Here is a 23,922-nt window from a genome sequence, read left to right as displayed (position 1 = left end):
TGTTGCCATTGCCCTAGCCCATCTCTACGCCGCCGAGCAATGGAGCCCGTGCTTTCCCCTGCCGCCGCAGCGCGGATCGAAGCGCTGACCGCGCGGCTGGACCGGCCGATCGTGCTGGTCGGCCTGATGGGCGTGGGCAAGACGACCGTGGGGCGGCGGCTGGCCAACTTGCTGGGCCGCAGCTTCGTCGACGCGGACGAGGCCATAGAAGAGGCCGCGCGCCTTTCGGTCGCGGAGATCTTCAGCCAGTTCGGAGAGCCCTATTTCCGGGACGGTGAACGGCGCGTGATCGCGCGGCTGATAGAGGAAGACCACGGCGTCATCGCCACGGGCGGCGGCGCCTTCGTCGACGACGAGACCCGTGCGCTGATCCTCGAACGCGCCGTCGCGGCGTGGATCGACTGCGATATTCGGACGCTGGTGGAGCGCACCAGCCGCCGCGACCATCGCCCGCTGCTGCGCAGTGGCGATCCGGAGGAAATCCTGTCCCGTCTGATGCGGGAGAGGGAAGGCTTTTACGCACAGGCGCATGTGCGCGTGGAGGGCCAGAAAGGCCCGCAAACCCATACCGCATGGGCGATCATCGAAGGGATCGAGCAATGGCTGTCGTAGATGTCGCGCTTGCCGGGCGCAGCTATCGGGTGCGGGTCGGCGCGGGGCTGCTGGATGTCGCGCATTGCGAGGCGCATGCCTTCATCGAACCTTATGGCATGCGCTCGATCCCCATCGTGGCGGACGCCAACGCCAAACGGCTGCTGGGCGAGCGGTTGCAAGCCTCGTTCCGGTCGGCCGGCCATGCGATCGACTGGTACGAAGTGACGCCCGGCGAAGGCTCGAAAAGCTGGGCGGAGCTGGAACGGCTGACCGACTGGCTGCTGACCCGCGGCATTACCCGATCGGACCATGTCTTCGCGCTGGGCGGCGGAGTGGTCGGCGATCTGGTCGGCTTTGCCTGCGCGATACTGAAGCGCGGTTGCGGCTTCGTGCAATTGCCGACCACGCTGCTGGCGCAGGTCGATTCGAGCGTCGGCGGGAAAACCGCGATCAATGCCAGCGCGGGCAAGAACCTGATCGGCGCCTTCCACCAGCCATCGCTGGTGCTGGCCGACACCTCCTGCCTCGCCACCCTGCCCCCGCGCGAAATGCGCGCGGGGCTGGCCGAGGTGTTCAAGTACGGCCTGCTTGGAGATGCGGAGTTCTTCGCACGTGTGGACGAGAGCAGTGAGGCGATCCTCGCCTGCGACGATGGCGTGCTCGAAACGACGATCGCGCATTGCGTGGGCATGAAGGCCCGGATCGTGGCCGAGGACGAGCGCGAGACGAAGGACGCACGCGCACTGCTCAACCTGGGCCATACCTTCGGCCATGCGCTGGAGGCGGAGACCGGCTTCGGTGACAGACTGCTCCATGGGGAGGCGGTCGCGCTGGGCATGGTGCTCGCGGCGCGCTTCTCCGCCCGCCGCGATCTGATCTCGCTGGCCGATGCGGAAAATGTGGCCGATGCACTGGCGCGCGCCGGCCTGCCGATCGAGATTTCCGCGCTGGGGCTCGACTGCGACGGCGCTGCGCTGGCCGATCACATGCGCCACGACAAGAAGGCGGGTGGCGGCACCATCCCCTTCATTCTGCTGCGCAAGTTGGGCGAGGCCTATGTCGCGCGCGATGTCTCGCTGGCGGATGTGGCCGCCTTCATGGACGAACAGCTACAGGCGCACTAACCGTGCGGCGCGGGCTCGTCGGGCACGCTTTCCAGCACCGAACCATCCCCGGCCTTTTCCTCGGCAATCACCGAGAAGGAGCCGTCGCTTTCGAGAACGACCCATGCGACGCTAGAGTGATCGCCGAACCCGTCTTTCCGGATCGCCGCATCAACTTCGACTTCGGTTATCCTCTCGTCGTGCATTGCCCGACGATTGAATTGACCATGCTGAAACAGCACCCTCGGGCTGGACCGGATCATGCGGCGCAGCGGCAGCCAGCGCACCGAAAGCCGGGCGACCACCCATTGCAGGGCGATCAGCATGACGAAGGCGGTCATCCCCTCAGCCAGGGCCACATCCTGCGACAACAGGATCGTGGCGAGCGTCGATCCCAGCGCGACCGTCACCACGAAGTCGAAGATGTTGAGCTTCGCCAGCGATCGCTTCCCGCTGATCCGCAGTACGATGATCAATCCGACATAGGACGTGATGGCCGCTACGACGGTGCGCAGCAGCCCGTTCCATCCGTCGAAGAATACACCGACCCAGTCCATGCATCGTCAATGCGCGAGGCAGGCGGGCGCTCCGAAACTAACAACTGGTTGTGTCGGGCACCTAGAACAGCCGCGAACCGTCGGGCACTGCCTTATCGGGCGAGAACAGCACGACCTCGCCCGCCTCGTCCGCGAACCCCAGCGTCAGCACTTCGGACATCGCAGGCCCGATCTGGCGCGGCGGGAAGTTGACCACCGCCGCCACCTGCCGCCCGACCAGTTCTTCGCGCGTGTAATTCGCGGTGATCTGCGCGCTGGTCTTCTTCACGCCGATGGTCGGCCCGAAGTCGATCTCCAGCTTATAGGCAGGCTTGCGCGCCTCTGGGAACTCATCCGCCCCGACCACCGTGCCGACGCGAATATCGACCTTCAGGAACTGGTCGAAACTGGTCTGTTCCGCCGCAGGCGCATCGGGTTCGTGGGAGAGGTGCATCAGTCGGTTAGCTCCAGCAGCATCATGCCGTCCCACCCCTTGTCGCCCACGGTCTGCAACGCAGTTCCCTGCAAGCGCGGATGGCCGGCTGCGTAATCGTACAATTCGCGCGAGGCGCGTGCGGACTCATCCTGCGGGTCGAGCACCGCGCCATCGCGCACGACATTGTCGACAATGATCAGCATGCCGGTACGCCCCGCCCGGACGGCATGGTCGACGTATCGAATGTTGTTGGCCTTGTCCGCGTCGATGAAGGCAAGATCGAACGGCCCGTCGAGCGTGGCGAGACTTTCCAGCGCAGGCCCGGTCACCACGTTCACGCGATTCGACAGTCCCGCCTCGGCAATGTTTGCCCGTGCGACCTCGGCAAACGCGGGATCGAGTTCCAGCGTGGTCACATGGCCGCTATCGCCGACGCCGCGCGCAAGGTGAATCGTCGAATAGGCGCCCAGCGTGCCAACCTCGAGCACGCGCCGAGCGCCCGAGATTTTCGCGATCAGCTCAAGAAAGCGCGCCTGCGCCCCCGACACCGCAATGTCGGGCAGGCCATGTTTAGCGCTGTTTGAGAGGCAGGCCTGCAGCGCAGGATCGTCACCGAGCAGAGTGCCGCCGACAAGCGCGTCGACCTGCGTCCAGCCAGCCTGCCCGCTCATCACTCCAGCTCCAGGATCACCTCGTCGACTGCCAGGCTGTCGCCTTCCGCTGCGTTGATCTTGGAGATCGTGCCTTCCTTCTCGGCGCGCAGGATGTTCTCCATCTTCATCGCTTCGACCGTGGCGAGCGGCTGGCCCGGCTGGACCTCCTCGCCCTCTTCCACGTGCAGCTTCACCAGCAGGCCGGGCATCGGGCAGATCAGCATCTTGGAAAGATCGGGCGGTTCCTTCTCGATCATGTGATCGAGCAGCGGAGCGATGCGCGCGGGCACCGCCAGCCCCTTGTGCGTCTTGCCGCGCGTGGTCAGCGACCAGGTGCTGCTGCCGTCGCGGCGCAGCTGGATCGCGAGGTTCTCGCCATTCCCGCTCGCGGCGGCAAGGACAGTGCCGGGCTGCCAGTCGGTCGTCCCGGCGATCCATTCGCCATCGACAGTGGCTCCACCGTCTCCCAGCACAACCTCGAACTTGCGGCCGTCCATCTTCACCACCCACTCGGATGGCACCTTGGGCGCGCCGTCGAGCCGCCCCGAAATCTGCCCTTCGTGCGCCATCAACGAGCATTGAGCACCCGCCATCAGCGCCGCTACCAGCCGCAGCCGGTCCTCGTCCGCCGCTGCGCCCTGGAAGCCGTCGGGATATTCCTCCGCAATGAACCCGGTGGTCAGTTCGCCCGAGCGAAAGCGCGGATGCTGCATGATCGCGGACAGGAAATCGATGTTGTGCCCGGGCCCTTCGACGCGGAAGGCATCGAGCGCCTCCACCTGCAGATCCGCCGCGCCGTCGCGCGTGGGCGCCCAGGTGATCAGCTTGGCGATCATGGGATCGTAGAAGATCGAGACTTCGCCGCCTTCGAACACGCCATCATCGACGCGCACACCGCCGCCGCCGGTCTCGTACCCGCGCCGCCCCGCAGGCCCGCTCTCGCCCGCCCAGCCCGGAACCGGCGGTTCGTAACGGACCAGCCGCCCGATGCTGGGCAGAAAGTTGCGGTACGGGTCTTCGGCATAGACGCGGGTTTCGATCGACCAGCCGTCGATCCCGATATCGTCCTGCTTCATGGGCAGTTCTTCGCCCGCCGCGACGCGGATCATCCACTCGACCAGGTCGATACCCGTGATCGCCTCGGTCACCGGGTGTTCCACCTGCAGGCGGGTGTTCATTTCGAGGAAGTAGAAGCTCTCCCCCGTCTTGTCCGCGCCGCTGACGATCAGCTCGACCGTGCCCGCCGAATGGTAACCCACCGCTTTGGACAGCGCGACCGCCTGCTCGCCCATCGCCTTGCGCATTTCGGGTGTGACGAAAGGCGACGGCGCTTCCTCGACCACCTTCTGGTGGCGGCGCTGAATGCTGCATTCGCGCTCGTTCAGATAGAGCGTGTTGCCCTGCCGGTCGGCCAGGATCTGGATTTCGATATGGCGCGGGTCTTCGATGAACTTCTCGATGAAGACGCGGTCGTCGCCAAAGGAATTGAGGCCTTCGCGCTTGGTCGCCTCGAAGCCTTCCTCGACATCCTTGTCGTTCCAGGCCAGGCGCATACCCTTGCCGCCGCCGCCGGCGGACGCCTTCATCATCACCGGATAGCCGATGTCGTTCGAAACCTTCAGCGCGTCCTCGGTCGTGTCGATCGCATCCTTGGAGCCGGGCACGGTGTTTACGCCCGCTTCCTTGGCCAGCTTCTTCGATTCGATCTTGTCGCCCATCGCGGCGATTGCATTGGCCGGCGGGCCGATGAAGACGATGCCTTCCTTGTCGAGCGCTTCGACGAAGCTCGCGCGTTCGGACAGGAAGCCATAGCCCGGATGGACCGCTTCGGCCCCGGTCTGCTTGCAGGCCTCGATGATCTTGTCCGCCAGCAGATAGCTTTCCGCAGCAGGCGGCGGGCCGATATGAACGGCCTCATCCGCCATCTTCACGAAGGGCGCACGCGCATCCGCATCGGAATAGACCGCCACCGTGGCGATTCCCATGCGCTTGCAGGTCTGGATGACGCGGCAGGCAATCTCGCCGCGATTGGCAATCAGGATTTTCTTGAACATCAATTGGGCCAGTCGATCAGTTCACGGAGTTGTGCGGTGCGCGCGCGTGTCAGTTGAGCCTTGCAGCCGCTGATCAGCATAGGCTCCATCGAGCCGCCGCGCGCCAGATAGCCTTCGCTGCGGCAATGCGTGTCGCGATAGACGAGCCACGCGCGCTGCGCCGTCAGCAGGGTCTGGAAGTAGCCGGGCCGCCCATCCTGGATATCGGTATCGGCATCGAGCTGCTTCATCTCCGCCGAGACCTTTTTCCAGACCGCGTTGAGCTTGCGATCGGCAGCCTCGTAGTCGCGGCCCGCACAGATGTTCATCGCCATCTGCGTCATCGGTTCCTTGCAATCGACCTTCGGCTGCGCGGCTTGCGCGCTCGCCTGAAGCAGCATTGCAGTCAGGATCATCATCGTCCGGCCTCCTGTTGTCTGGCCCTCGCATAGCTGATTAACGCCGGAGCGAAAGCCCCTGCGCCCCTACGTTCCCCTTCCCCGTCCAGCAGGGATTGCATGGCATCGGCCAAACGGCGAACATTGCCATGCGACAGTCCGGCCAGCGGGGCGACGTATATTCCGATGGCAAACAGGATCGCGCCGGTCCGGGGCAGGCGGCGCAGCGACTGCCGCTCGGAACGGACGAACAGCGTCTCTCCCGCGTTCTGCGGCGTGACATGGGCGAAGGCCAGCCGGGGCGGCTGCGCATCCCAGCGCATGTCCGGCGTGGCCGCGATGAACCAGTTTGCCCGGCCATAGATCGGGCCCGGCTTGAGCTTCTCCATGAAGCGATCCACGCTGCTGGCCAGCTGTTCCTCGTACCCGTGGATCGGTGCATGGAGCGCACGCAGCGGCAGCCCCATCTTGTCCGCAGGGGTCCAGTCGGACGGCCAGGCGACCGCCGCGCCGACGAGGCGGTATTGCTCTTCGCCCTCGGCGCGGGTCAGCAGGCACATGTCTTCGTGATGCGCGCAGGCCGCTTCGGCGAGCCCGCCCGACACGCCCAGCCCCGCGGCCAGTTCGCGCCCCGCCGCCTCTCCTTCGGGCGTCAGCTGGATGCCTTCGGGATAATCCGCGAAGCCTTTCGCGCGGGCGGCAAGATCGGGATCGGGCTGGAGCCACTCGCTGCCGCCCAGCTTCACCAGCCCCATCTTGAGCTGCCCGCCGCCACGCGCGCGGGGCAGCAGTTCGTCGACGGAGAAACCGAGACTCACTGGCCGAACGCGAGCACTAGCGCGACGAGCGCGCCAATCACTCGGCAGGCTCCGCCACCTTGCAGGCGCGCGCTGGCTCCTCCTGCATCAACGGCGTCAGCCCCAGCTTGGCGAACAGCGCGCCGTCGCTGTCATCGCCCGCGTTGGGCGCGGTCAGCAGCTTGTCGCCGGTGAAGATCGAGTTCGCGCCCGCGAGGAAGCACAGCGCCTGCGTCGCTTCGCTCATGCTTTCGCGGCCCGCAGAGAGGCGGACCATGCTCATCGGCATGGTGATCCGCGCCACCGCAACAGTGCGGACGAATTCGATATCGTCGATCTTGGCGAGCGGCGTATCGGCCAGCATGTCGCCCAGCACCGTGCCCTTGACCGGCACCAGCGCATTGACCGGCACGCTCTCGGGATGCCGCTCCAGCGTGGCGAGCGTGTGGACGAAGCCGACGCGATCGTCGCGCGTCTCGCCCATGCCGACGATCCCGCCGCTGCACACGTTGATCCCCGCATCGCGCACGTTCTGCAGCGTATCGAGCCGGTCCTGATAGTTGCGGGTCGAGATCACCCGTTCGTAATATTCCGGCCCGGTGTCGACGTTGTGGTTGTAGTAGTCGAGCCCCGCCTCTTTCAGCATGTCCGCCTGCTTGGGCGTCAGCATGCCCAGCGTCATGCAGGTCTCCAGCCCCATGGCGCGCACGCCCTTCACGATCTCGACGATCGCGGGCATGTCGCGGTCCTTGGGGTTGCGCCACGCGGCGCCCATGCAGAAGCGCTGGCTGCCCGCATCCTTGGCCTGCGCCGCGGTCTGCAGCACGGCGCGCACATCCATCAGCTTGGTCGCCTCGACGCCGCTATCGGCCTTCACCGATTGCGAGCAATAGCCGCAATCCTCCGGACACCCGCCGGTCTTGATGCTGAGCAGCGTGCACAGCTGGACCTGTTCGGGCGGATGGTTCTCGCGGTGGACGCTTGCGGCTTGGAATAGCAGCTCGGTGAAGGGAAGGTCGAAGAGGTCCGCGATTTCCTCGCGGGTCCAATCGGTGCGGGGGTGGGTCATTCAAATACGCTTTCGGCTTTAATTTTCTTTTCGACTCTGAGCGCAAACCATCGGCAAAATAGGACACCAAGGATTGCCGTGATTACGGTGTGGATTACCACCTCAAGCCAGAAGCTCGTCTCAAAAAATGACCAGCTCAGCACTCCGTGACGATCCAGCATCGGTATCAGAGCAGAGTAGATTAGTCCGGCGATCACGTGGATCGCGGTGAATATGGCCGTCCCGACGGTGATTAGGCCCTTCACTGTACGAAATCCCTTCTTTCGTCACCCCCGCGAAGGCGGGGGTCCCGCTCCCTCTCGCGCGCCACCAAAGGAGAAGCGGGACCCCGGATCAAGTCCGGGGTGACGTGTGAGGTGTTGGTCACTCCCCCCGCCTCACCGGTCCAGTCGGCGCGGATGTGGCTCATACGGGCTTCCTGGCGAGGTAGAGGCCCACGGCCATCACGGCGATGCCCAGTATGCGCTTTGGGGTCAGCGAAGTCTGGATCACGCCGAGCAGGCCGAAATGGTCGATGGTGGCAGCCGCGATGAGCTGGCCGGTGAGGACGAAGAAGATCGCGTTGCCGAGCCCGATCCTGGGCGCGGAGAAAGCGATCGCGGTCGCATAGAACAGCATGAAGACCGAGGCACCATAGAACCATGGTTTCTCAAGCGTGAAGTCCGACGCGCTGGGAAAGCCGACGAAGGCGAGCACCGTCGTCGAGATAACCAGACCGATGCCGAAGGTGACGGCGGTCGCGGCAATGGGGCTGCCGAGCTGCTGGTTGAGGCCCGCATTGAGCGAGGCGAAGACAGGAATGCCCAGCCCCGCCGCGAACATCATCGCGGCGATGGGCAGGAAGCTCGCGCCGCTTTGGGGGGCGCTCACTTTGCGGCCTCGTGGCTCTGGTCGGTGCGAATGCGGTTCAATTCAATACCTCAAATGCGGAACGGAAATACCTCGTCACCCCCGCGCAGGCGGGGGTCCCGCTTCCTGTCGCGCGAGACCAAAGAAGAAGCGGGACCCCGGATCAAGTCCGGGGTGACGAAAAGGTGAGAAATCGCTCCTCCACCTGGCGAATCGTGTCGGTGCGGACCTGTCACTCGATCGGCTTGCCCGGCCCGCTGTCAGTTGCTCGCTTCCCGCTCGTCGCCGCAGAACCGGTAGTGGGCGACGACGAACAGCTCGTATGGAGGGCTCTCGCCCATCAGCGCATCCAGCGCGCCATTCATCCATGCCTGCCTTTGCGAATAATCGATCGTGGTAACCCGTTTCGCCGCCGGATCGCCGAATTTCCCCGAACCATATTCGACGATCCCGATGGTCGGATCGCCATGCGTGTCGTCTGCAAAGCACTGAAAGCTGAGAATCCCTTTCGCGACATATTTCTCCGAGGTTTCGAAGTAGATGTCCCGCCAGTTGCCCTCACGCTTTTCCTCTCTGCCGAGCCAGGTGGTGCTGTAAACGCCTTCGAGATCCTGGTCGTAGAGGAATTCGACCGTCACACCGGGTCGAAATTCGCTCGGAACGACGCGCACCTCGGCATGCGCTGCGCCGCCGAAGCCCGCGATCATCAGTCCGGCAGGCAGAAGGATGAAATGGATAGGGCTCACCTGACAGCCCCTCAGCCCGCTGCCGCCAAGGCCTGGTCGAGGTCGGCCTTGATATCCTCGATATTCTCGATCCCCACCGACACGCGAACCACATCCGGCCCTGCGCCTGCCGCGATCAGCTCGGTTTCGCCGAGCTGGCTGTGCGTGGTCGAAGCCGGGTGGATGATGAGCGAGCGGGTGTCGCCGATATTGGCGAGGTGGCTGAACAGCTTCACATTGGAGACCAGCGCCCTGCCCGCCTCGTAGCCGCCCTTCAGCCCGAAGGTGAACACCGCGCCGCCTTGCCCGCCGAGGTATTTCCGGGCGAGCGTGTGATAGTCGCTGTCGGGCAGCCCGGCGTAGGAGACCCATTCCACCTTCTCGTGCGCCTTGAGCCACTCGGCCAGCGCCTTGGCATTCTGGCAGTGCCGCTCCATCCGCAGGTGCAGCGTTTCCATGCCGGTCAGCGCGAGAAAGGCGTTCATCGGTGCGAGCGCGGGGCCGAGATCGCGCAGTCCCAGCACGCGGCAGGCGATGATGAAGGCGACAGGGCCGACCGGCTCCAGCGCGTCGACCAGCACCGCGCCGTGGTACGATCCGTTGGGCCGGGTGAGTGAGGCGAACTTGTCGCCCTGTGCCTTCCAGTCGAACTTGCCGCTGTCGACGATCACGCCGCCCACGGCATTGCCGTGCCCGTTGAGGAACTTGGTGGTCGAGTGCGTGACGATGTCCGCACCGAAGTCGAACGGCTTGCACAGCGCAGGCGTCGCCATGGTGTTGTCCACGATCAGCGGCACGCCGCCTGCGTGGGCGATGTCTGCAATCGCGGAAATATCGCTGACCACGCCGCCCGGATTGGCGAGGCTTTCGATGAAGACGCAGCGCGTCTTGTCGTCCATTGCGGCGCGGATATTCTCGGGATCGTCGGCATCGACGAAGCGGGTCTCCCAGCCGAACTTGAGGAACGCCTCGCCCATCTGGTTGAGCGATCCGCCATACAGCTTCCTCGCCGCGACGATGTTGCAGCCCGGCTCCATCAGCGTGTGGAACGCGACCAGCTGCGCGGCATGGCCCGAGGCCACGCCCAGCGCCCCGACGCCGCCCTCCATCGCCGCTATCTTCTTCTCCAGCGCGTCGTTGGTGGGGTTCATGATGCGCGAATAGATGTTCCCGAATTCGGAGAGCGAGAACAGGTTCGCCGCGTGATCCGGGCTGTCGAACACGTAGCTCGCCGTCTGGTAGATCGGGGTGATCCGCGCATTGGTGGTCGGATCGGGCTCGCACCCGGCGTGGACGGCGAGCGTTTCGGGGTGGAGATCGGTCATGGTGGAGGTCCGTTTCGGTGGGGGGGGGGCGGGTTGGCCGGCAGCGCCTCTGGGGATCAGTTGGTGGCCGGCTGGATCAACTTTGAAGTCTCCCAGACCGCCGATTTGATTTGAAGGTCGAGATCATCATTCCGATACCAAAGGCGATTCCCAGGAAAGCAATTGTGCCGCCAATTTTCCAGGCGATGTCAACGTCGGCGGTCAAAAGGAGTATCAGTGGCGAATTGAGCAGCGCCAAGAGCGCGCCCTTGAAAAGATTTCGCAACGCCGAAAGGATCACGCCTTTACCGCCTTCACTTCGTCACCCCCGCGAAGGCGGGGGTCCCGCTTTCTTTCTGCCATTGGACAAGAAGCGGGACCCCGGATCAGGTCCGGGGTGACGAGTGAGGCGAAAGTCACTCCGCCGCCTCGTCCACCTCATCATCCGGGGGCGGCATGTTGTGGCCGAGCAGGCGGAGCATGTCCGCGGCGCATTCGACTACGTTGGAACCGGGGCCGTAGATGCCCTGCACGCCTGCATCGCGCAGGAACTGGTAGTCGCTCTGCGGGATCACGCCGCCGGCGGTCACCTTGATATCGGCGCGGCCTGCGTCCTTGAGCAGCCGGATGAGTTCGGGGATCAGCGTCTTGTGGCCCGCCGCCAGCGAAGACGCGCCGATCGCGTCGACCCCCTCTGCCAGCGCCATTTTGAGCGTTTCCTGCGGGGTCTGGAACAGCGGGCCGGAGACGACGTCGAAGCCCATATCGGCGAAGGCGGATGCGATTACGTTGGCGCCGCGATCGTGGCCGTCCTGGCCCATCTTGGCGATCATGATCTTGGGCTTGCGGCCCAGGCGCTGCTCGACCGCATCGACGCCCTGGACGACCTGCTGGTAGCGGTTATCCGCCGCATAGGCCTTGGAATAGACGCCCTTCACCGGGGTCGGCTTGGTGTCGTAGCGGCCGAAGACGTCTTCCATCGCGCTGGAAATCTCGCCCAGGGTCGCGTCGTGGCGCGCCGCCTCGACCGCGAGCGCGAGCAGGTTGCCCTGGCTTTGCGCCGCGCCGCGCGCCAGCGCATCGAGCGCGGCCTGACACGCCATCTCGTCGCGGTCGGACCGCACCTTCTCCAGCCGCGCGATCTGCGACTGGCGGACCTTGTGGTTGTCGATATCGAGCGTCTCGATCTCGTCTTCCTTGTCGCGGCGGTACTTGTTCACGCCGACGATCACCGTCTCGCCCCGGTCGACATTGGTCTGCTTTTCCGCAGCTGCCTGCTCGATCCGCCGCTTGGGCTCGCCCGTGGCGACGAACTTGGTCATCCCGCCCGCCGCGTCGACCTCGTCGATGATCTTTTTCGCTTCCTCGACCAGCTTGGCGGTCAGCGCCTCGACGTAATACGAACCGCCCAGCGGATCGGCGACATTCGTGATGCCGGTCTCTTCCTCCAGCACCAGCTGCGTGTTGCGCGCGATGCGGGCGGAGAAGTCGGTCGGCAGCGCAATGGCTTCGTCGAGCGCGTTGGTGTGGAGCGACTGTGTGCCGCCCAGCACCGCCGCCATCGCCTCGATCGTGGTGCGGATGACGTTGTTGTAGGGGTCCTGCTCCTGCAGAGACACGCCAGACGTCTGGCAGTGGGTGCGCAGCATCTTGGACTTGGGGTTCTGCGCGCCCAGATCGGTCATCACGTCGTGCCACAGATGGCGCGCGGCGCGCATCTTGGCGATCTCCATGAAGAAGTTCATCCCGATGCCCCAGAAGAACGAAAGGCGCGGGGCGAAGGCGTCGATATCGAGCCCGGTGTCCATCGCGCGCTGGGCATATTCCTTGCCGTCGGCGATGGTGAAGGCGAGCTCCTGCACCGCCGTCGCGCCCGCTTCGTGCATGTGATAGCCGCTGATGGAAATGCTGTTGAAGCGCGGCATGTGGTCGGATGTGTAGGCGATGATGTCGCTCACGATCCGCATGCTCGGCTCGGGCGGATAGATGTACGTGTTGCGGACCATGAACTCCTTGAGGATGTCGTTCTGGATGGTCCCCGACAGGTCCTTCTGCGCGACGCCGCTGCGCTCGCCCGCGACGATGTAGAACGCCATTACCGGGATCACCGCGCCGTTCATCGTCATCGAGACGGACATTTCGTTGAGCGGGATCTGGTCGAACAGGATCTGCATGTCCGCCACGGTGTCGATCGCGACGCCCGCCTTGCCGACATCGCCGACCACGCGCGGGTGGTCTGAGTCGTACCCACGGTGAGTGGCGAGGTCGAAGGCGACGCTCAGCCCCTTCTGCCCGGCCGCAAGGTTGCGGCGGTAGAAGGCGTTGGATTCTTCGGCGGTGGAGAAGCCCGCATACTGGCGGATCGTCCACGGGCGGCCGGTATACATGCTGGCGTAGGGCCCGCGCGTGAATGGCGCGAAGCCGGGCACGCCGGGGTCGAGCCCCTCGGCATCCGCGCTGGTATAGAGCGGCTTTACATCGAAGCCTTCAAGTGTGTGCCACGTGAGATCGCGGCCTTTCACTTCCTTGTCGGCCTTGGCTTTCCAGTCGTCGTATGTGGGGGTCTTGTCGGTCATGCCCCTCCCCTAGCGCCTCGGGTCGATCGAAGTCGAGAGACCTTGCACGATCAGGCGGCGGCGCTTTCCCTGGAGGATACCAGCACGTGCCAGCGCGCAAGGTTTTCGAGCCCGTCGGTCGTGCCGAGGCCGATGAAGCGCGCGAAATCGACCGTGGTGAGTAGCAGGATATCGGCGGCGGTGTAGCTGTCGCCCGCGAGGTATTCGCTGTCCGCCAGCGCACCATCGAAGAACCGCAGCGCCTCGGCCACGCGCGGCCGGTTGGCTTCGCCCCACTCGGCATTGCGTCCCGGAAGCGCAGCGGTGAAGGGGTGCGTGTGGACCCACACGGCGGCAACCGGCGGCATCAGGATCATCTCCACCCGGCGGCACCACATCTCGATTTGCGCGATCTCGACCGGGCTGGTGCCGAACAGCGGCGGCTCTGGATGCTCGGCCTCCAGATAGCGCATGATCGCGACGCTTTCGGCGATCACCGTGCCGTCATCAAGCTCGAGGATCGGCGTCTGCCCGCGCGGGTTCTTGGCGAGGTATTCGGGCGCCTTCTGCTCGCGCTGCGGGATCGAGACTTCCCTGGAGGGCAGCTCGATCCCCTTCTCGGCGGCGAAAATGCGCACGCGCCGCGGATTGGGCGCGGGATTGGGACTATCGTAGAACAGCATCGACATCCTCTCTCATCCCTCTCCCCGTGCGGGGAGAGGATAGCAAAGCCTGGTCGCGAAGCGGCCTGGCGAAGCCTGGAGAGGGGCATGAAGCCTTCGTAGCGTCTAACTCCCCTCTCCCAACCCTCTCCCCACATGGGGAGAGGGCTATCGGGTCAGTTCGACCAGTGCGCGCCCTCCTTGGGCGTTTCCATGATCTCGGTCAGCTGGCCCATCATGTCCTTGGGGTGGAGGAAGAAGATCGGCGTGCCGTGCGCGCCGATGCGCGTCGGGCCGAGGATGCGTTTGCCCTTCCCCTCGAACCACTCGCGCGCCGCCTCGATGTCTTCCACCTCGTAGCAGACATGGTGCTGGCCGCCGGCGGGATTCTTGGCGAGGAAGCCGTTGATCGGGCTCGCCTCGTCAAACGGTTCGATCAGCTCGATCTGCGTGCCCTTGCCGACTTCGCCCGCGCTGTCGGGCGTATCGACGAAGCAGACCTTCACGCCCTGTTCGGGCAGGTCGAACGGTTTGTGGATCCGCACCGCACCCATCGTGTCGCGGTAGTAGGCGATGGAGTCGGCGATCGAAGGCGTCGCGACGCCGATATGGTTGAGACGGCCGAGTTTCATATCCTACCTTTCGACTGGTGCCCGAGCTTGCGTAGCGCGATGCCTATTCCAAAAAGAGCAGGGCTATAGAGTATCGCCAGAACGACAACTTCCCGGATGAAACCCTGACCGTCAAAATTAGGCCTATACATACTGACGATTGACGACGGACCCCATGCCGCGAGAAATGCGGCAAACACAAAGCTGAGAAGGCAAAGCAAGGAGAGCGCTATCAGTTTCCGCATCACTCACCTCACAGCGGAATATTATCGTGCTTCTTCCACGGGTTGCTCAGCTCTTTCCCGCGCAGCTTTCGCAGCCCCAGCGCGATCCGCCGCCGCGTCGAGTGCGGGTAGATGACCTCGTCGATATAGCCGCGTGAGGCGGCGACGAAGGGGTTGGCGAAGCGGTCTTCGTATTCCTTGGTTTTCTCGGCGATCTTTTCGGGGTCGTCGCGGTCCTGGCGGAAGATGATCTCCACCGCGCCCTTCGCACCCATCACCGCGATCTCGGCGGTGGGCCAAGCGTAGTTGAGGTCGCCGCGCAGGTGCTTGGACGCCATCACGTCGTACGCGCCGCCATAGGCCTTGCGGGTGATGACGGTGATCTTGGGCACGGTCGCCTCGGCATAGGCGAACAGCAGCTTCGCGCCGTGCTTGATGATGCCGCCCAGTTCCTGGCTGGTGCCGGGGAGGAAGCCGGGCACGTCGACGAAGGTCACGATCGGGATGTCGAACGCGTCGCAGAAACGCACGAAGCGCGCGGCTTTCTTCGACGAGTTGATGTCGAGCACGCCCGCCAGGACCATCGGCTGGTTGGCGACCACGCCCACGGTGCGGCCCTCGACCCGGCCGAAACCGCAGATGATGTTGGCCGCATGCTTGGGCTGGACCTCGAAGAAATCGCCATCGTCGAGCGTCTTCGAAATGACCTCGTGCATGTCGTAAGGCTGGTTGGCGTTGTCCGGGATCAGCGTGTCGAGGCTGTCCTCGCGCCGGTCCCACGGATCGCTGCTCGGCATGTCGGGCACCGGCTCGCGGTTCGACAGCGGGAGGAAGTCGAAGAAGCGGCGTGTCGCCATCAGCGTTTCGATGTCGTTCTCGAACGCATCATCCGCCACGCTGGTCTTGGTCGTGTGCGTCACCGCCCCGCCCAGCTCTTCCTGCGTGACGACTTCATTGGTGACGGTCTTCACCACATCCGGCCCGGTGACGAACATGTAGGAGCTATCCTTCACCATGAAGATGAAGTCGGTCATCGCAGGACTATAGACCGCGCCGCCCGCGCACGGCCCCATGATGACGCTGATCTGCGGGATAACCCCGCTGGCGAGCACGTTGCGCTGGAACACCTCGGCATAGCCGCCGAGGCTGGCCACGCCTTCCTGGATGCGCGCACCGCCCGAATCGTTGAGGCCGATCACCGGCGCGCCGACCTTCATCGCGGTGTCCATCACTTTGCAGATCTTCTCCGCATGGCGCTTCGACAGCGAGCCGCCGAAGACGGTGAAATCCTGGCTGAAGACATAGACCAGCCGGCCGTTGATCGTGCCCGATCCGGTGACGACGCCGTCACCCATGATCTGCTGGTCTTCCATGCCGAAATCGGTGCAGTCGTGGACCACGTAGGTGTCGAGCTCCTCGAAGCTCCCCTCGTCCAGCAGCACGTCGAGCCGCTCGCGCGCGGTCAGCTTGCCCTTGGCATGCTGTGCATCGATCCGCTTCTGCCCCCCGCCCATGCGGGCGGCTTCGCGGCGCTTTTCCATTTCGGCAATATTGGCTGACATACGCGCGTGCGCTCCTGTGTTCCGCTTTGCCCAAGCGGTTAGGCATGGAGGTAACGCAGCGTCAAGCTGGGCGGCCCCGCAAGGCCGCTTCCCTCTCTACACAGTCGGTCGCGCTCGGGGGCCGGCGATGCGAGCCGGATCAGCGCATCAGCACGAGTTCCTCGGCCATCGTGGGATGAATCGCGACGGTTGCGTCGAAGTCCGCCTTGGTCAGCCCGGCTTTCACCGCAATTGCAGCCGCCTGCATCATTTCGGGTGCTTCGGGCGCGATCATGTGGATGCCCACGATTTTCCCGCTGTCGCCATCGCAGACCATCTTCATCAGGCTGCGCTCGTTGCGGCCCGCCAGCACGTTCTTCATCGGGCGGAAGTCCGACAGATAGACCTTTACGCTGCCCAGCGTGTTCTTCGCCTCGCCCTCGGTCATGCCCACGGCGGCGATAGGCGGATGGCTGAACACCGCGCTGGGGATGCAGGAATGGTCCACTGCCACCGGCTCGCCCTTGCCGAACACGGTTTCGGCGAAGGCCTGGCCTTCGCGGATGGCAACCGGGGTCAGCTGCACGCGATCGGTCACGTCGCCTACGGCATAGATGTGATCGACATTGGTCTTGCTGAACCGGTCGACCTTCACCTCGCCGCCCTCGCCCAGCTCGACGCCGGCGTTTTCCAGTCCCAGCCCTTCGGTGTTGGGAATGCGGCCCACCGCGAACATCACGAGGTCGGCCTTCTCCTCGTCGCAGTCGGACAGCTTCACGAAATAGCCGCCTTCGTCGCACGGCTTGATATATTCGAAGGTGGTGTTGAAGCGGAACTTGATCCCCTTGGTGGTGGAGATCTGCAGCAGGCGATCGCGCACCGCCTCATCATAGCTGCGCAGCAGCCGGTCGCCGCGGTTCACGATGTGAACATCGCAGCCGAACTCGTTGAAAATGCCCGCGAACTCGTTGGCGATATAGCCACCGCCCGCGATGATGATCTTCTTGGGCAGTTCGTCGAGATGGAACGCCTCGTTGGACGAGATCGCGTGTTCGGCGCCCTGACACTCGGGCATCCGGGGTCGCGCGCCGGTCGCGATCAGGATGTGCTTTGCGGTCACGGTCTTGCCGCTCGCCAGCGTGATTTCGTGCGGGCCGGTAATCTCGGCACGCTCGTTGAAAATCTCGACCCCGTGGCTTTCGAGCGTGTTGGTATAGGACCCTTCGATCCGGGTGACATCGTCGAGCACGTTGTCGCGCAGCTTGATCCAGTCGAAGCTGCGTTCGCCAATGTCCCAGCCGAACCGCTGGCAATCCTCCAGATCCTCGGCGAACTGCGCACCGTAGACGAGCATCTTCTTGGGCACGCACCCGCGGATCACGCAGGTTCCGCCCACCCGGTGTTCCTCCGCAACCGCGACCTTCGCACCATGCGCGGCGGACACGCGACTGGCGCGAACTCCGCCGGAGCCCGCGCCAATCGTGAACAGGTCGTAATCAAATTGGTCGGGCATGGAGGTCTCCGGTCAGCGGGGTTTCGAGTGCCCTTCGCCAACCGGAGCCGATGATGCAAGTTCCGAGGACTGGCCCTGGGGACTAGCCCTGGCCGCCCGAACGCTGACCGCCGGAACGATTGTTGCGACGGCGCTGACCGCCACCGGGGCCGCCACGGCCCTGGCCGCCGCCGCCGCCCGGCTTGCCCTTTCGGCCCGGATGCTTGTTCTTGGGCTTCGCACTGCGCGCGCCATCGCCGATCGGCCGCGGCTTCACCCGCTGGCCGCGCTGCTGCTTGGGCGCAGGCTTGGTCGGGCCGACGCCTTCGACAACCGCGCGGAAGTTTTCCGGCAGCGGCAGGCGTTCGAACTCTGCATCGGTCGTCTTGCGGATATCCTTGAGATACTGCCGCTCGTCCTCGGCGCAGAAGGCGATGGCGATGCCATCGGCGCCCGCACGCGCGGTCCGCCCGATGCGGTGGACATATTGCTCGGGCACGTTGGGCAACTCGTAGTTGATCACGTGGCTGACGCCCGGGATGTCGATCCCGCGCGCGGCGACGTCGGTCGCCACCAGCACCGGGGTCTTCGCCCGCTTGAACTCGTCGAGCGCGCGTTCGCGCTGCGGCTGGCTCTTGTTGCCGTGGATAGCGTTGGCCGCGATGTTCACCTGCGCCAGCTTCTTCACCACGCGGTCGCAGCCGTGCTTGGTGCGCGCGAAGACGAGCACGCGTTCGATCTTGCCGGGGATTTCATGGCGGCCCGACAGAATCAGTTCGAGCAGGCTCTGCTTCTCGTCCTGCTGGACCATGAACAGGAACTGCTCGATCCGCTCCGCCGTGGTGCTTTCCGGCGTGACCGAGACCTGTACCGGATTGCGGCAGTATTGGCTGACAAGTTCCTTGATCTGCTTGGGCATCGTGGCGCTGAAGAACAGCGTCTGGCGATCCTTCGGGGTCAGTTCGTTGATCTTGCGCAGCGCGTGGATGAAGCCGAGGTCCAGCATCTGGTCCGCTTCGTCGAGTACCAGGATCTCCACCGCGTCGAGAGTGAAGGCGCGCTGGTCGATCAGATCGAGCAGGCGGCCCGGCGTCGCGACGAGAATGTCGGTGCCGCGATGCAGCTTGTTGCGGTCCTTGTTGACCGAGGTGCCGCCGACGATCGACTGGACCTTCAGGCCCGCGAGCGCGCCGTAATCCTTGGCGCTCTGGGCGATCTGGCCCGCGAGTTCGCGGGTGGGCGCCAGTACCAGCATGCGGCAGGACTTGAACGGCGTCTGGTTGTCGGCGTCACGCAGACGGTCGATGCTGGGAAGCATGAACGCGGCGGTCTTGCCGGTGCCGGTCTGCGCGATACCCAGGAGGTCGCGCCCTTCGAGCACGGGAGGAATGGCCTGCGCCTGGATCGGCGTGGGCTCTTTATAGCCTTGGAGGTCGAGCGCCTGGAGAACGGGCTGCGACAGGCCGAGGTCTGAAAACTGTGTCATGAAATAACTCGCAATATATGCGGCGCGCAGACGCAGTGGTCGCGCGGCGCGGGGGTTGAAACCACCCGCGTGAAAAGGGAAGTCTGTAGAAAAAGAACCGAAGGGCTGCCGGGAGCGGCTCTGTCTGGCCGCTCGCTTCACGCTGGCGCGCGCTTCGATGGACGGCATGTGGTGCAGCGCAGCGTAAAAGTCAATCCACAACGAAGATCGGCGTGACGCATGGGGCCACCTTGCGTTAGATCGCGGTATCGGATGCGAGGACGACTGATGATAGAATCCATGACCGACCTGATCCAGCGGAGCATTGGAGTTCTGGGCGATCCGCTCCAGACCCTGATCGTCGCTGCAGTCGCCGTGATCCTCGCTCTCGTGCTCCACGCCGGTCTGTTCTTCCTGCTGCGGCGGATCGCCGGGCGGACCGACGAAAGCGCGGACGATATCGTTGTCCGGCACCTCCACCGCCCCACACGGCTGGCCTTCGTCGTCCTGGCACTGATGATGGCCGCGCGCGAAGTTCCCGAATTGCGAGAGGTATGGGCCGATATTGCCAGCTTCGTGCTGCCCGCGGTTGTTGGCTGGATGGCTCTGGCAATCGTGCGTGCGCTGGTCGAGGCAGCCAAGCTCAAGGCGGACATTTCCGTCGCGGACAATCTCAAGGCGCGCCGCAAGCGCACCAAGCTGACGATGTTCAACCGCATCGCCACCTTCATCATCGTGTTCGTGACCGTGGGCCTGATGCTGCTCGCGATTCCAGGCGTGCGCGACATCGGGCTGACGCTGGTTGCCTCGGCGGGCCTCGCCGGCCTCGCAGTGGGTGCTGCCGCGCAGCCTGCACTCAAATCACTGATCGCAGGCGTGCAGATGGCGCTGACCGAGCCGATCAACATCGACGATGCCGTGGTGCTCGAAGGCGAATGGGGCTGGATCGAGGATATCCGCACGACCTACGTGGTCGTGAAGATCTGGGACGAGCGGCGGCTGGTGGTGCCGACCAGCTATTTCCTCGAAAAACCCTTCCAGAACTGGACCAAGCAGACCGCCAATCTGCTGGGCACCGTGTTCCTCCACCTCGATCCCAAGGCGAAAATCGGCCCCATTCGTGAGGAGTTCTTCCGGCAGGTCGAAGCGAACGAGCGCTGGGATGGCCGGGTGAAGGTGGTGCAGGTGACCGAGACAACGCGCGATTCCAAGGAAGTGCGCCTGCTGATGAGCGCGAAGAACTCGCCCACCCTGTTCGATCTTCGCTGCGATATCCGCGAAGGCATGATGGAATGGCTGGCGGACAACAGGCCGGAAGATTTTGCGCAGCTAAGGCTGATGAACGACGCTGGCGGCGGGTCGCAGCCGCCCGATCCCGGCCGGAACGCTGCGGACTAGGGCGATCAGGCCGATCGCCGCAGCGAGCTTGCGCACTGCATTCTCGCCGCCGCTGCCGGCGCCCCAACCGCAGGTTCCGCACCGTGCCCGCCGACTTCGCCCGGACCGTCAATGAGTTTCGGCACCAGCCGGGCAAGGCTTTCCGCCGCAGCATCGAAGTTCCGCTGGGCGTGCCGCAATTCCTGCCTTTCCACTTCCGTATTGCCGCACGCGCGAACAGTCTGCAAGCGATCGAACGACGCGCGAAAATCCCTCAAAACCTCGTCCCGCAAAGACATGATCGATGCCCCCTTTTCGAGTATTTGATATTTCAAATATCTGTAATGACGGAATTTATATCGATGCTCTTAAAGAGTTCTGAACTGGAGTTCATGGCCCGACGGGTTCTCTTGCGATCCTCGCTGTGGCGCGCGTGGCCGTGGCGGGGAATACGCAGTGCCAACCTGCATTGCTCGCGTTTGAAACCAAACCAGCTGCCGAGCGCTCGATAGGGATATGGACCTGAATGCCCCGATCCCGGTCGCTGCGCTCGACATCGAAATCGTGCTGCGCCTCGGCGTGGCCGCGCTTCTCGGCCTGGTCGTGGGGTTCGATCGCGAATGGCGCGGGCATGCCGCCGGGATGCGCACCCATGGCCTCATCTGCGTGGCAGCCGCGGGAATGGCGGTCTCGGTTCTGGCGCTGTACAACCAGCTCGACGCACCGCGCGTCGACCCGCTGCGCATGTTCGAGGCGGCAGCGGGCTTTATCGGGATCGTCGGCGCGGGACTCATCGTCTTCAGCCGCGGCAGGGTCCACAACCTTACCACCGCTGCGCATCTATGGCTGGCGACCGTGATCGGCCTCGCCTGCGGGCTCGGCCAGTGGCCGCTGGTGGTGGTGCTGGCGGTCATCAGCCTGGTCATGATTTCGGCCATGCGCGTGGTCGAAGGCTGGTTCGGCCACGATGACCGCAAGCTGGACGAAGACTGAGCCTCTTTCCGACGGACAAATCTCATGAAAGAGGGCGCAAGAACCACGTTCCTGCGCCCTCTGGTTGAAGATCGATGGCGACGGCGCCGAACCGCCGCATCGATCCCCGGGGAAGCCTGTGAAGCCTTTACGGCGTGCGCGCCGAATTGCGTGCCGCTTGGAATTCCGACTGCGAAAGATAGCTGTCGCCATCTTCGTCGAAGTAGAAGAAGGTCTGACCCGCCTCGTTGATCTGGCTCTGCGTCAGATAAGGCGCCTTTGCGTCGTTGCGTGCAGGCTCCGTCGGATCGGTCGGCAGCGCCCAGATCGCATATTCGGCGACGGACAGCTCGCCATCGTCGTTCCGGTCGAGAAAAGCGAAATCCATCCGGCTGCGCGGCATCATCTGGCTTTCGCCCGACATGTCCGAACCGCTGGTCGAAGCCGAATCACCGGACGAGGCCATCGTGTCGCCGCCCGATCCGCCTGCGGTGGTTTCATCGTCCATCGAGCCTGCGCTCGTGGAGCTGTCGTCCATGCCGCCGCCGGATTCCATCTCATCCGCCATGGCATCGCGGTTGCGGTCGTATTCGTCGCTGACGGCCTGCCGGTCCATCTCGTCGAAGCGCGTCTGCTGGTCCTCGTCGAGGTCACCGCCGACCGGATAGGCATCGTCATCGGCGTTGACATCATCGTCCACGATCTCGTCGACATCATCGATCGCAGTGTTCTCGACATCCTCGGAACCGCACGCGGCGAGCGCGAGCGCGGCTGTGGAGACCAGTGCGGTCAGTTTGAGACGATGGTTCATGGGGGATCCTTCAAGGTTTGTGTGAGCCCGCAACGTAAACGCACGACGCTGCAAACCTTTCAGAATTTCACATCGGTTAAGTGGCAGGCGAAAGAGGGTGAGCAGCGCACCGCCTCTCATCCCATGCACTCAACCCAGCCCGCTCGCCTCCAGCAGCGCCTTGGTGCTCGCATCGAACTCCGCCGCGCCGCCCTCGATATCCCTGGCCATCTTCTTGCCCAGCTCGACGCCGAACTGGTCGAAGGGGTTGATGCCCATCAGCACCGCGTTGGCGAATGTGCGGTGTTCGTGGAAGGCGATCAGCGCGCCCAGGGTCGCCGCGTCGAGATCGTCGCACAGGATCGTTGCGCTGGGACGGTTGCCGGGGAACTCGCGCGCGGGGTCCTTGCCATCCGCGCTCATTTTGCCGCCCGCCATCAGCGCCGCGCCCTGCGCGAAGCAGTTGGTCAGCAGGATGGCATGATGCGCCGGGTCGAGCGCGTCGCCCGGCGCGATGCTGGCAATGAAGTCGACCGGGACCATGTGGGTGCCCTGGTGCAGGAGCTGGAACACCGCGTGCTGCGCATCGGTCCCCACCCCGCCCCAGGTGATCGGAGCTGTCGGCCCGTCGACCGGCTCACCATCCGACGTCACGCGTTTCCCGTTGCTCTCCATTTCCAGCTGCTGGAGGTAGCTGGGGAACAGCGCCAGCCGCTCGTCATACGCAAACACCGCGCGGGTCTGGCAGCCGCGCACGCGGGCATAATACTGGTCCGCGAAAGCAGCACGCAGCGGCAGGTTGTCGCGTCCGTCGGTGTCGCGGAAATGCGCATCGACCGCCGCAGCCCCTTCCAGCATCGCGGCGAATTCGTCCCACCCCGCGGCCAGCGCGACAGGAAAACCGATGCTCGACCACAGCGAATAGCGCCCGCCGACGCTTTCCATGAAGGGCAGCACACGGGTTTCGTCCACGCCCCATTCCACCGCGCGTTCGGGATTGGCGGTCAGCGCGATCACGCGGCCATGCGGGTCGGACACCCCGCCCTCGCGCAGCCAGCGCATCGCGCTTTCGGCGTTGGTCATGGTCTCGATCGTGGTGAAGGTCTTGGAGGCTACCGCGACCAGCGTGGTCGCCGGATCGCACGCCGCAAACGCCTCTTCCAGAGCGACCCCGTCGATGTTCGATACGACGTGGCAATCGACATAGGCGAGGTCCCGCGTGAGCGCGTCGACCGCCAGATCGGGCCCCAGCGCGGAGCCGCCGATGCCGATGTGGATCAGATGGTTCACATCGCCCAGCGCACCCTCGCGGATCGCTTCGACCAGCATCTGCATGCGCGTGCGCAGCGCGTCCGCTTCCTCGACGCTCGCCTCGCTGCCCGATCCGCGCTGCGCCGTGTGTTCGGCCGCCCGGCCTTCCGTCACGTTGATCGGCTCGCCAGCGAACAGTTCGGCTCGTCTGGCCGCAAAATCGCTCGCCTCGGCCAGGCCATCGAACGCGTCGAGCAGGTCTGCCGTGAGGTGTGTTTTCGACCAGTCGAAGCGGATACCGGCGGCGTCCTCCCCTTCACCCCAGTCGATCCGGCCCGAAAGCCGGTCCACGCGGGCATCGTCGCCCGCGAAAAGATCGCTCAGGCTCGCCTGGGGCAAAGCCTCGATCCGGTCCCACGCCGCTGTCCTGCTGTCGCTCATCTGCACAAAATCCTGTTGCCTGCCTGCCCTTAGCGCCTAGGTGC

25 protein-coding genes are annotated in these 23,922 nt (G+C 64.5%); 4 read left to right on the top strand and 21 right to left on the bottom strand.

The genetic code is table 11. The annotated features are described in order from the left end of the window. Nucleotides 1-39: 39 nt before the first annotated feature. Complete coding sequence (locus ADAD_RS0109355) at nucleotides 40-612, top strand: shikimate kinase (protein WP_010413005.1); 573 nt, start codon at nucleotides 40-42, stop codon at nucleotides 610-612. Continuing rightward, nucleotides 600-1,718 carry a 3-dehydroquinate synthase gene (gene aroB / locus ADAD_RS0109350; RefSeq protein WP_010413003.1) on the top strand — a complete coding sequence of 373 codons (1,119 nt, stop codon included), beginning with the start codon at nucleotides 600-602 and terminating at the stop codon, nucleotides 1,716-1,718. Before ADAD_RS0109355 ends, aroB begins: the two co-directional genes overlap by 13 nt. Here the strand turns inward: aroB and ADAD_RS0109345 are convergent. The 18 genes from ADAD_RS0109345 to ADAD_RS0109260 form a co-directional block, all read right to left on the bottom strand. Beyond that, nucleotides 1,715-2,254, bottom strand: coding sequence for a DUF421 domain-containing protein (locus tag ADAD_RS0109345; protein WP_010413001.1), 540 nt, complete (start codon nucleotides 2,252-2,254; stop codon nucleotides 1,715-1,717). The two genes, aroB and ADAD_RS0109345, sit on opposite strands and share 4 nt — an antisense overlap. Nucleotides 2,255-2,315: 61 nt before the next feature. Then, nucleotides 2,316-2,687, bottom strand: a complete 372-nt coding sequence (locus ADAD_RS0109340; RefSeq protein WP_010412999.1) for a tRNA-binding protein — start codon at nucleotides 2,685-2,687, stop codon at nucleotides 2,316-2,318. Then, on the bottom strand, nucleotides 2,687-3,340 hold the full coding sequence (locus tag ADAD_RS0109335) for an O-methyltransferase (RefSeq protein ID WP_010412998.1): 654 nt from the start codon (nucleotides 3,338-3,340) through the stop codon (nucleotides 2,687-2,689). Before ADAD_RS0109335 ends, ADAD_RS0109340 begins: the two co-directional genes overlap by 1 nt. Further along, a complete protein-coding gene (locus ADAD_RS0109330) occupies nucleotides 3,340-5,376 on the bottom strand; it encodes an acetyl-CoA carboxylase biotin carboxylase subunit (RefSeq protein ID WP_010412996.1) in 2,037 nt (678 codons plus the stop codon). The genes ADAD_RS0109335 and ADAD_RS0109330 overlap by 1 nt, the downstream gene beginning before the upstream one ends. After that, a complete protein-coding gene (locus tag ADAD_RS0109325) occupies nucleotides 5,376-5,774 on the bottom strand; it encodes a lysozyme inhibitor LprI family protein (protein ID WP_010412993.1) in 399 nt (132 codons plus the stop codon). Before ADAD_RS0109325 ends, ADAD_RS0109330 begins: the two co-directional genes overlap by 1 nt. Continuing rightward, nucleotides 5,771-6,571: a heme-dependent oxidative N-demethylase family protein gene (locus ADAD_RS0109320; RefSeq protein WP_010412991.1), complete on the bottom strand. Its 801-nt coding sequence runs from the start codon at nucleotides 6,569-6,571 to the stop codon at nucleotides 5,771-5,773. The genes ADAD_RS0109325 and ADAD_RS0109320 overlap by 4 nt, the downstream gene beginning before the upstream one ends. Before the next feature lie 37 nt (nucleotides 6,572-6,608). Continuing rightward, nucleotides 6,609-7,619: a biotin synthase BioB gene (gene bioB, locus ADAD_RS0109315; RefSeq protein WP_010412989.1), complete on the bottom strand. Its 1,011-nt coding sequence runs from the start codon at nucleotides 7,617-7,619 to the stop codon at nucleotides 6,609-6,611. Then, nucleotides 7,616-7,864, bottom strand: a complete 249-nt coding sequence (locus tag ADAD_RS0109310; RefSeq protein WP_010412988.1) for a hypothetical protein — start codon at nucleotides 7,862-7,864, stop codon at nucleotides 7,616-7,618. The genes bioB and ADAD_RS0109310 overlap by 4 nt, the downstream gene beginning before the upstream one ends. A 160-nt stretch (nucleotides 7,865-8,024) precedes the next feature. After that, a complete protein-coding gene (locus tag ADAD_RS0109305; protein ID WP_139020397.1) occupies nucleotides 8,025-8,489 on the bottom strand; it encodes a DMT family transporter in 465 nt (154 codons plus the stop codon). Nucleotides 8,490-8,728: 239 nt separating this feature from the next. Next, complete coding sequence (locus ADAD_RS0109300) at nucleotides 8,729-9,214, bottom strand: hypothetical protein (RefSeq protein WP_139020396.1); 486 nt, start codon at nucleotides 9,212-9,214, stop codon at nucleotides 8,729-8,731. Nucleotides 9,215-9,225: 11 nt separating this feature from the next. Continuing rightward, nucleotides 9,226-10,518 (bottom strand): O-acetylhomoserine aminocarboxypropyltransferase, encoded by a 1,293-nt coding sequence (locus ADAD_RS0109295; protein WP_010412983.1) that lies wholly within the window; start codon nucleotides 10,516-10,518, stop codon nucleotides 9,226-9,228. A gap of 76 nt (nucleotides 10,519-10,594) precedes the next feature. Continuing rightward, nucleotides 10,595-10,798: a hypothetical protein gene (locus ADAD_RS0109290; RefSeq protein WP_029140044.1), complete on the bottom strand. Its 204-nt coding sequence runs from the start codon at nucleotides 10,796-10,798 to the stop codon at nucleotides 10,595-10,597. Between the two features lie 115 nt (nucleotides 10,799-10,913). Beyond that, nucleotides 10,914-13,073, bottom strand: coding sequence for a methylmalonyl-CoA mutase (scpA, locus tag ADAD_RS0109285; RefSeq protein WP_010412982.1), 2,160 nt, complete (start codon nucleotides 13,071-13,073; stop codon nucleotides 10,914-10,916). A gap of 50 nt (nucleotides 13,074-13,123) precedes the next feature. Further along, nucleotides 13,124-13,741: a glutathione S-transferase family protein gene (locus ADAD_RS0109280; RefSeq protein ID WP_010412981.1), complete on the bottom strand. Its 618-nt coding sequence runs from the start codon at nucleotides 13,739-13,741 to the stop codon at nucleotides 13,124-13,126. Between the two features lie 149 nt (nucleotides 13,742-13,890). After that, nucleotides 13,891-14,346 (bottom strand): methylmalonyl-CoA epimerase, encoded by a 456-nt coding sequence (gene mce, locus ADAD_RS0109275; RefSeq protein WP_010412980.1) that lies wholly within the window; start codon nucleotides 14,344-14,346, stop codon nucleotides 13,891-13,893. A gap of 232 nt (nucleotides 14,347-14,578) precedes the next feature. Further along, nucleotides 14,579-16,111, bottom strand: a complete 1,533-nt coding sequence (locus ADAD_RS0109270) for an acyl-CoA carboxylase subunit beta (protein WP_010412978.1) — start codon at nucleotides 16,109-16,111, stop codon at nucleotides 14,579-14,581. A gap of 139 nt (nucleotides 16,112-16,250) precedes the next feature. After that, a complete protein-coding gene (gorA, locus tag ADAD_RS0109265; protein WP_010412977.1) occupies nucleotides 16,251-17,603 on the bottom strand; it encodes a glutathione-disulfide reductase in 1,353 nt (450 codons plus the stop codon). Between the two features lie 82 nt (nucleotides 17,604-17,685). Next, nucleotides 17,686-19,068 (bottom strand): DEAD/DEAH box helicase, encoded by a 1,383-nt coding sequence (locus ADAD_RS0109260; RefSeq protein WP_010412976.1) that lies wholly within the window; start codon nucleotides 19,066-19,068, stop codon nucleotides 17,686-17,688. A gap of 279 nt (nucleotides 19,069-19,347) precedes the next feature. On the opposite strand from ADAD_RS0109260, the gene ADAD_RS0109255 reads away from it, so the two are divergent. Continuing rightward, complete coding sequence (locus tag ADAD_RS0109255) at nucleotides 19,348-20,445, top strand: mechanosensitive ion channel family protein (RefSeq protein WP_237700803.1); 1,098 nt, start codon at nucleotides 19,348-19,350, stop codon at nucleotides 20,443-20,445. A gap of 5 nt (nucleotides 20,446-20,450) precedes the next feature. On the opposite strand, the gene ADAD_RS0109250 is transcribed toward ADAD_RS0109255, so the two are convergent. Further along, entirely contained in the window at nucleotides 20,451-20,723 is a 273-nt protein-coding gene (locus ADAD_RS0109250) for a hypothetical protein (RefSeq protein WP_139020395.1), read from the bottom strand. Between the two features lie 217 nt (nucleotides 20,724-20,940). Here ADAD_RS0109250 and ADAD_RS0109245 point away from each other — a divergent pair, with 217 nt between their 5' ends. After that, nucleotides 20,941-21,417: an MgtC/SapB family protein gene (locus ADAD_RS0109245; RefSeq protein WP_010412972.1), complete on the top strand. Its 477-nt coding sequence runs from the start codon at nucleotides 20,941-20,943 to the stop codon at nucleotides 21,415-21,417. 127 nt (nucleotides 21,418-21,544) lie between these two features. Here ADAD_RS0109245 and ADAD_RS0109240 read toward each other — a convergent pair whose 3' ends face one another. Together ADAD_RS0109240 and pgi are read right to left on the bottom strand one after the other, a co-directional pair. Next, nucleotides 21,545-22,207 (bottom strand): hypothetical protein, encoded by a 663-nt coding sequence (locus ADAD_RS0109240; protein WP_010412970.1) that lies wholly within the window; start codon nucleotides 22,205-22,207, stop codon nucleotides 21,545-21,547. Nucleotides 22,208-22,336: 129 nt separating this feature from the next. Beyond that, the gene (gene pgi / locus ADAD_RS0109235) at nucleotides 22,337-23,878 is read right to left on the bottom strand and encodes a glucose-6-phosphate isomerase (protein WP_010412968.1); all 1,542 of its coding nucleotides are present in this window, start codon (nucleotides 23,876-23,878) and stop codon (nucleotides 22,337-22,339) included. Nucleotides 23,879-23,922: the final 44 nt, after the last annotated feature.

Origin of the sequence: Citromicrobium sp. JLT1363 (genome assembly GCF_000186705.1) — a bacterium.
GTDB lineage: Bacteria > Pseudomonadota > Alphaproteobacteria > Sphingomonadales > Sphingomonadaceae > Alteriqipengyuania.
This window is presented reverse-complemented; position numbering and strand designations above follow the sequence as displayed.

Bases quoted from the DNA above. Each gene is read 5' to 3' on its own strand.
- ADAD_RS0109355 (WP_010413005.1), top strand. From the start codon at position 40: ATGGAGCCCGTGCTTTCCCCTGCCGCCGCAGCGCGGATCGAAGCGCTG.
- aroB (WP_010413003.1), top strand. From the start codon at position 600: ATGGCTGTCGTAGATGTCGCGCTTGCCGGGCGCAGCTATCGGGTGCGG.
- ADAD_RS0109345 (WP_010413001.1), bottom strand. From the start codon at position 2,254: ATGGACTGGGTCGGTGTATTCTTCGACGGATGGAACGGGCTGCTGCGC.
- ADAD_RS0109340 (WP_010412999.1), bottom strand. From the start codon at position 2,687: ATGCACCTCTCCCACGAACCCGATGCGCCTGCGGCGGAACAGACCAGT.
- ADAD_RS0109335 (WP_010412998.1), bottom strand. From the start codon at position 3,340: ATGAGCGGGCAGGCTGGCTGGACGCAGGTCGACGCGCTTGTCGGCGGC.
- ADAD_RS0109330 (WP_010412996.1), bottom strand. From the start codon at position 5,376: ATGTTCAAGAAAATCCTGATTGCCAATCGCGGCGAGATTGCCTGCCGC.
- ADAD_RS0109325 (WP_010412993.1), bottom strand. From the start codon at position 5,774: ATGATGATCCTGACTGCAATGCTGCTTCAGGCGAGCGCGCAAGCCGCG.
- bioB (WP_010412989.1), bottom strand. From the start codon at position 7,619: ATGACCCACCCCCGCACCGATTGGACCCGCGAGGAAATCGCGGACCTC.
- ADAD_RS0109295 (WP_010412983.1), bottom strand. From the start codon at position 10,518: ATGACCGATCTCCACCCCGAAACGCTCGCCGTCCACGCCGGGTGCGAG.
- scpA (WP_010412982.1), bottom strand. From the start codon at position 13,073: ATGACCGACAAGACCCCCACATACGACGACTGGAAAGCCAAGGCCGAC.
- ADAD_RS0109280 (WP_010412981.1), bottom strand. From the start codon at position 13,741: ATGTCGATGCTGTTCTACGATAGTCCCAATCCCGCGCCCAATCCGCGG.
- mce (WP_010412980.1), bottom strand. From the start codon at position 14,346: ATGAAACTCGGCCGTCTCAACCATATCGGCGTCGCGACGCCTTCGATC.
- ADAD_RS0109270 (WP_010412978.1), bottom strand. From the start codon at position 16,111: ATGTCAGCCAATATTGCCGAAATGGAAAAGCGCCGCGAAGCCGCCCGC.
- gorA (WP_010412977.1), bottom strand. From the start codon at position 17,603: ATGCCCGACCAATTTGATTACGACCTGTTCACGATTGGCGCGGGCTCC.
- ADAD_RS0109260 (WP_010412976.1), bottom strand. From the start codon at position 19,068: ATGACACAGTTTTCAGACCTCGGCCTGTCGCAGCCCGTTCTCCAGGCG.
- ADAD_RS0109255 (WP_237700803.1), top strand. From the start codon at position 19,348: ATGACCGACCTGATCCAGCGGAGCATTGGAGTTCTGGGCGATCCGCTC.
- ADAD_RS0109250 (WP_139020395.1), bottom strand. From the start codon at position 20,723: ATGTCTTTGCGGGACGAGGTTTTGAGGGATTTTCGCGCGTCGTTCGAT.
- ADAD_RS0109245 (WP_010412972.1), top strand. From the start codon at position 20,941: ATGGACCTGAATGCCCCGATCCCGGTCGCTGCGCTCGACATCGAAATC.
- ADAD_RS0109240 (WP_010412970.1), bottom strand. From the start codon at position 22,207: ATGAACCATCGTCTCAAACTGACCGCACTGGTCTCCACAGCCGCGCTC.
- pgi (WP_010412968.1), bottom strand. From the start codon at position 23,878: ATGAGCGACAGCAGGACAGCGGCGTGGGACCGGATCGAGGCTTTGCCC.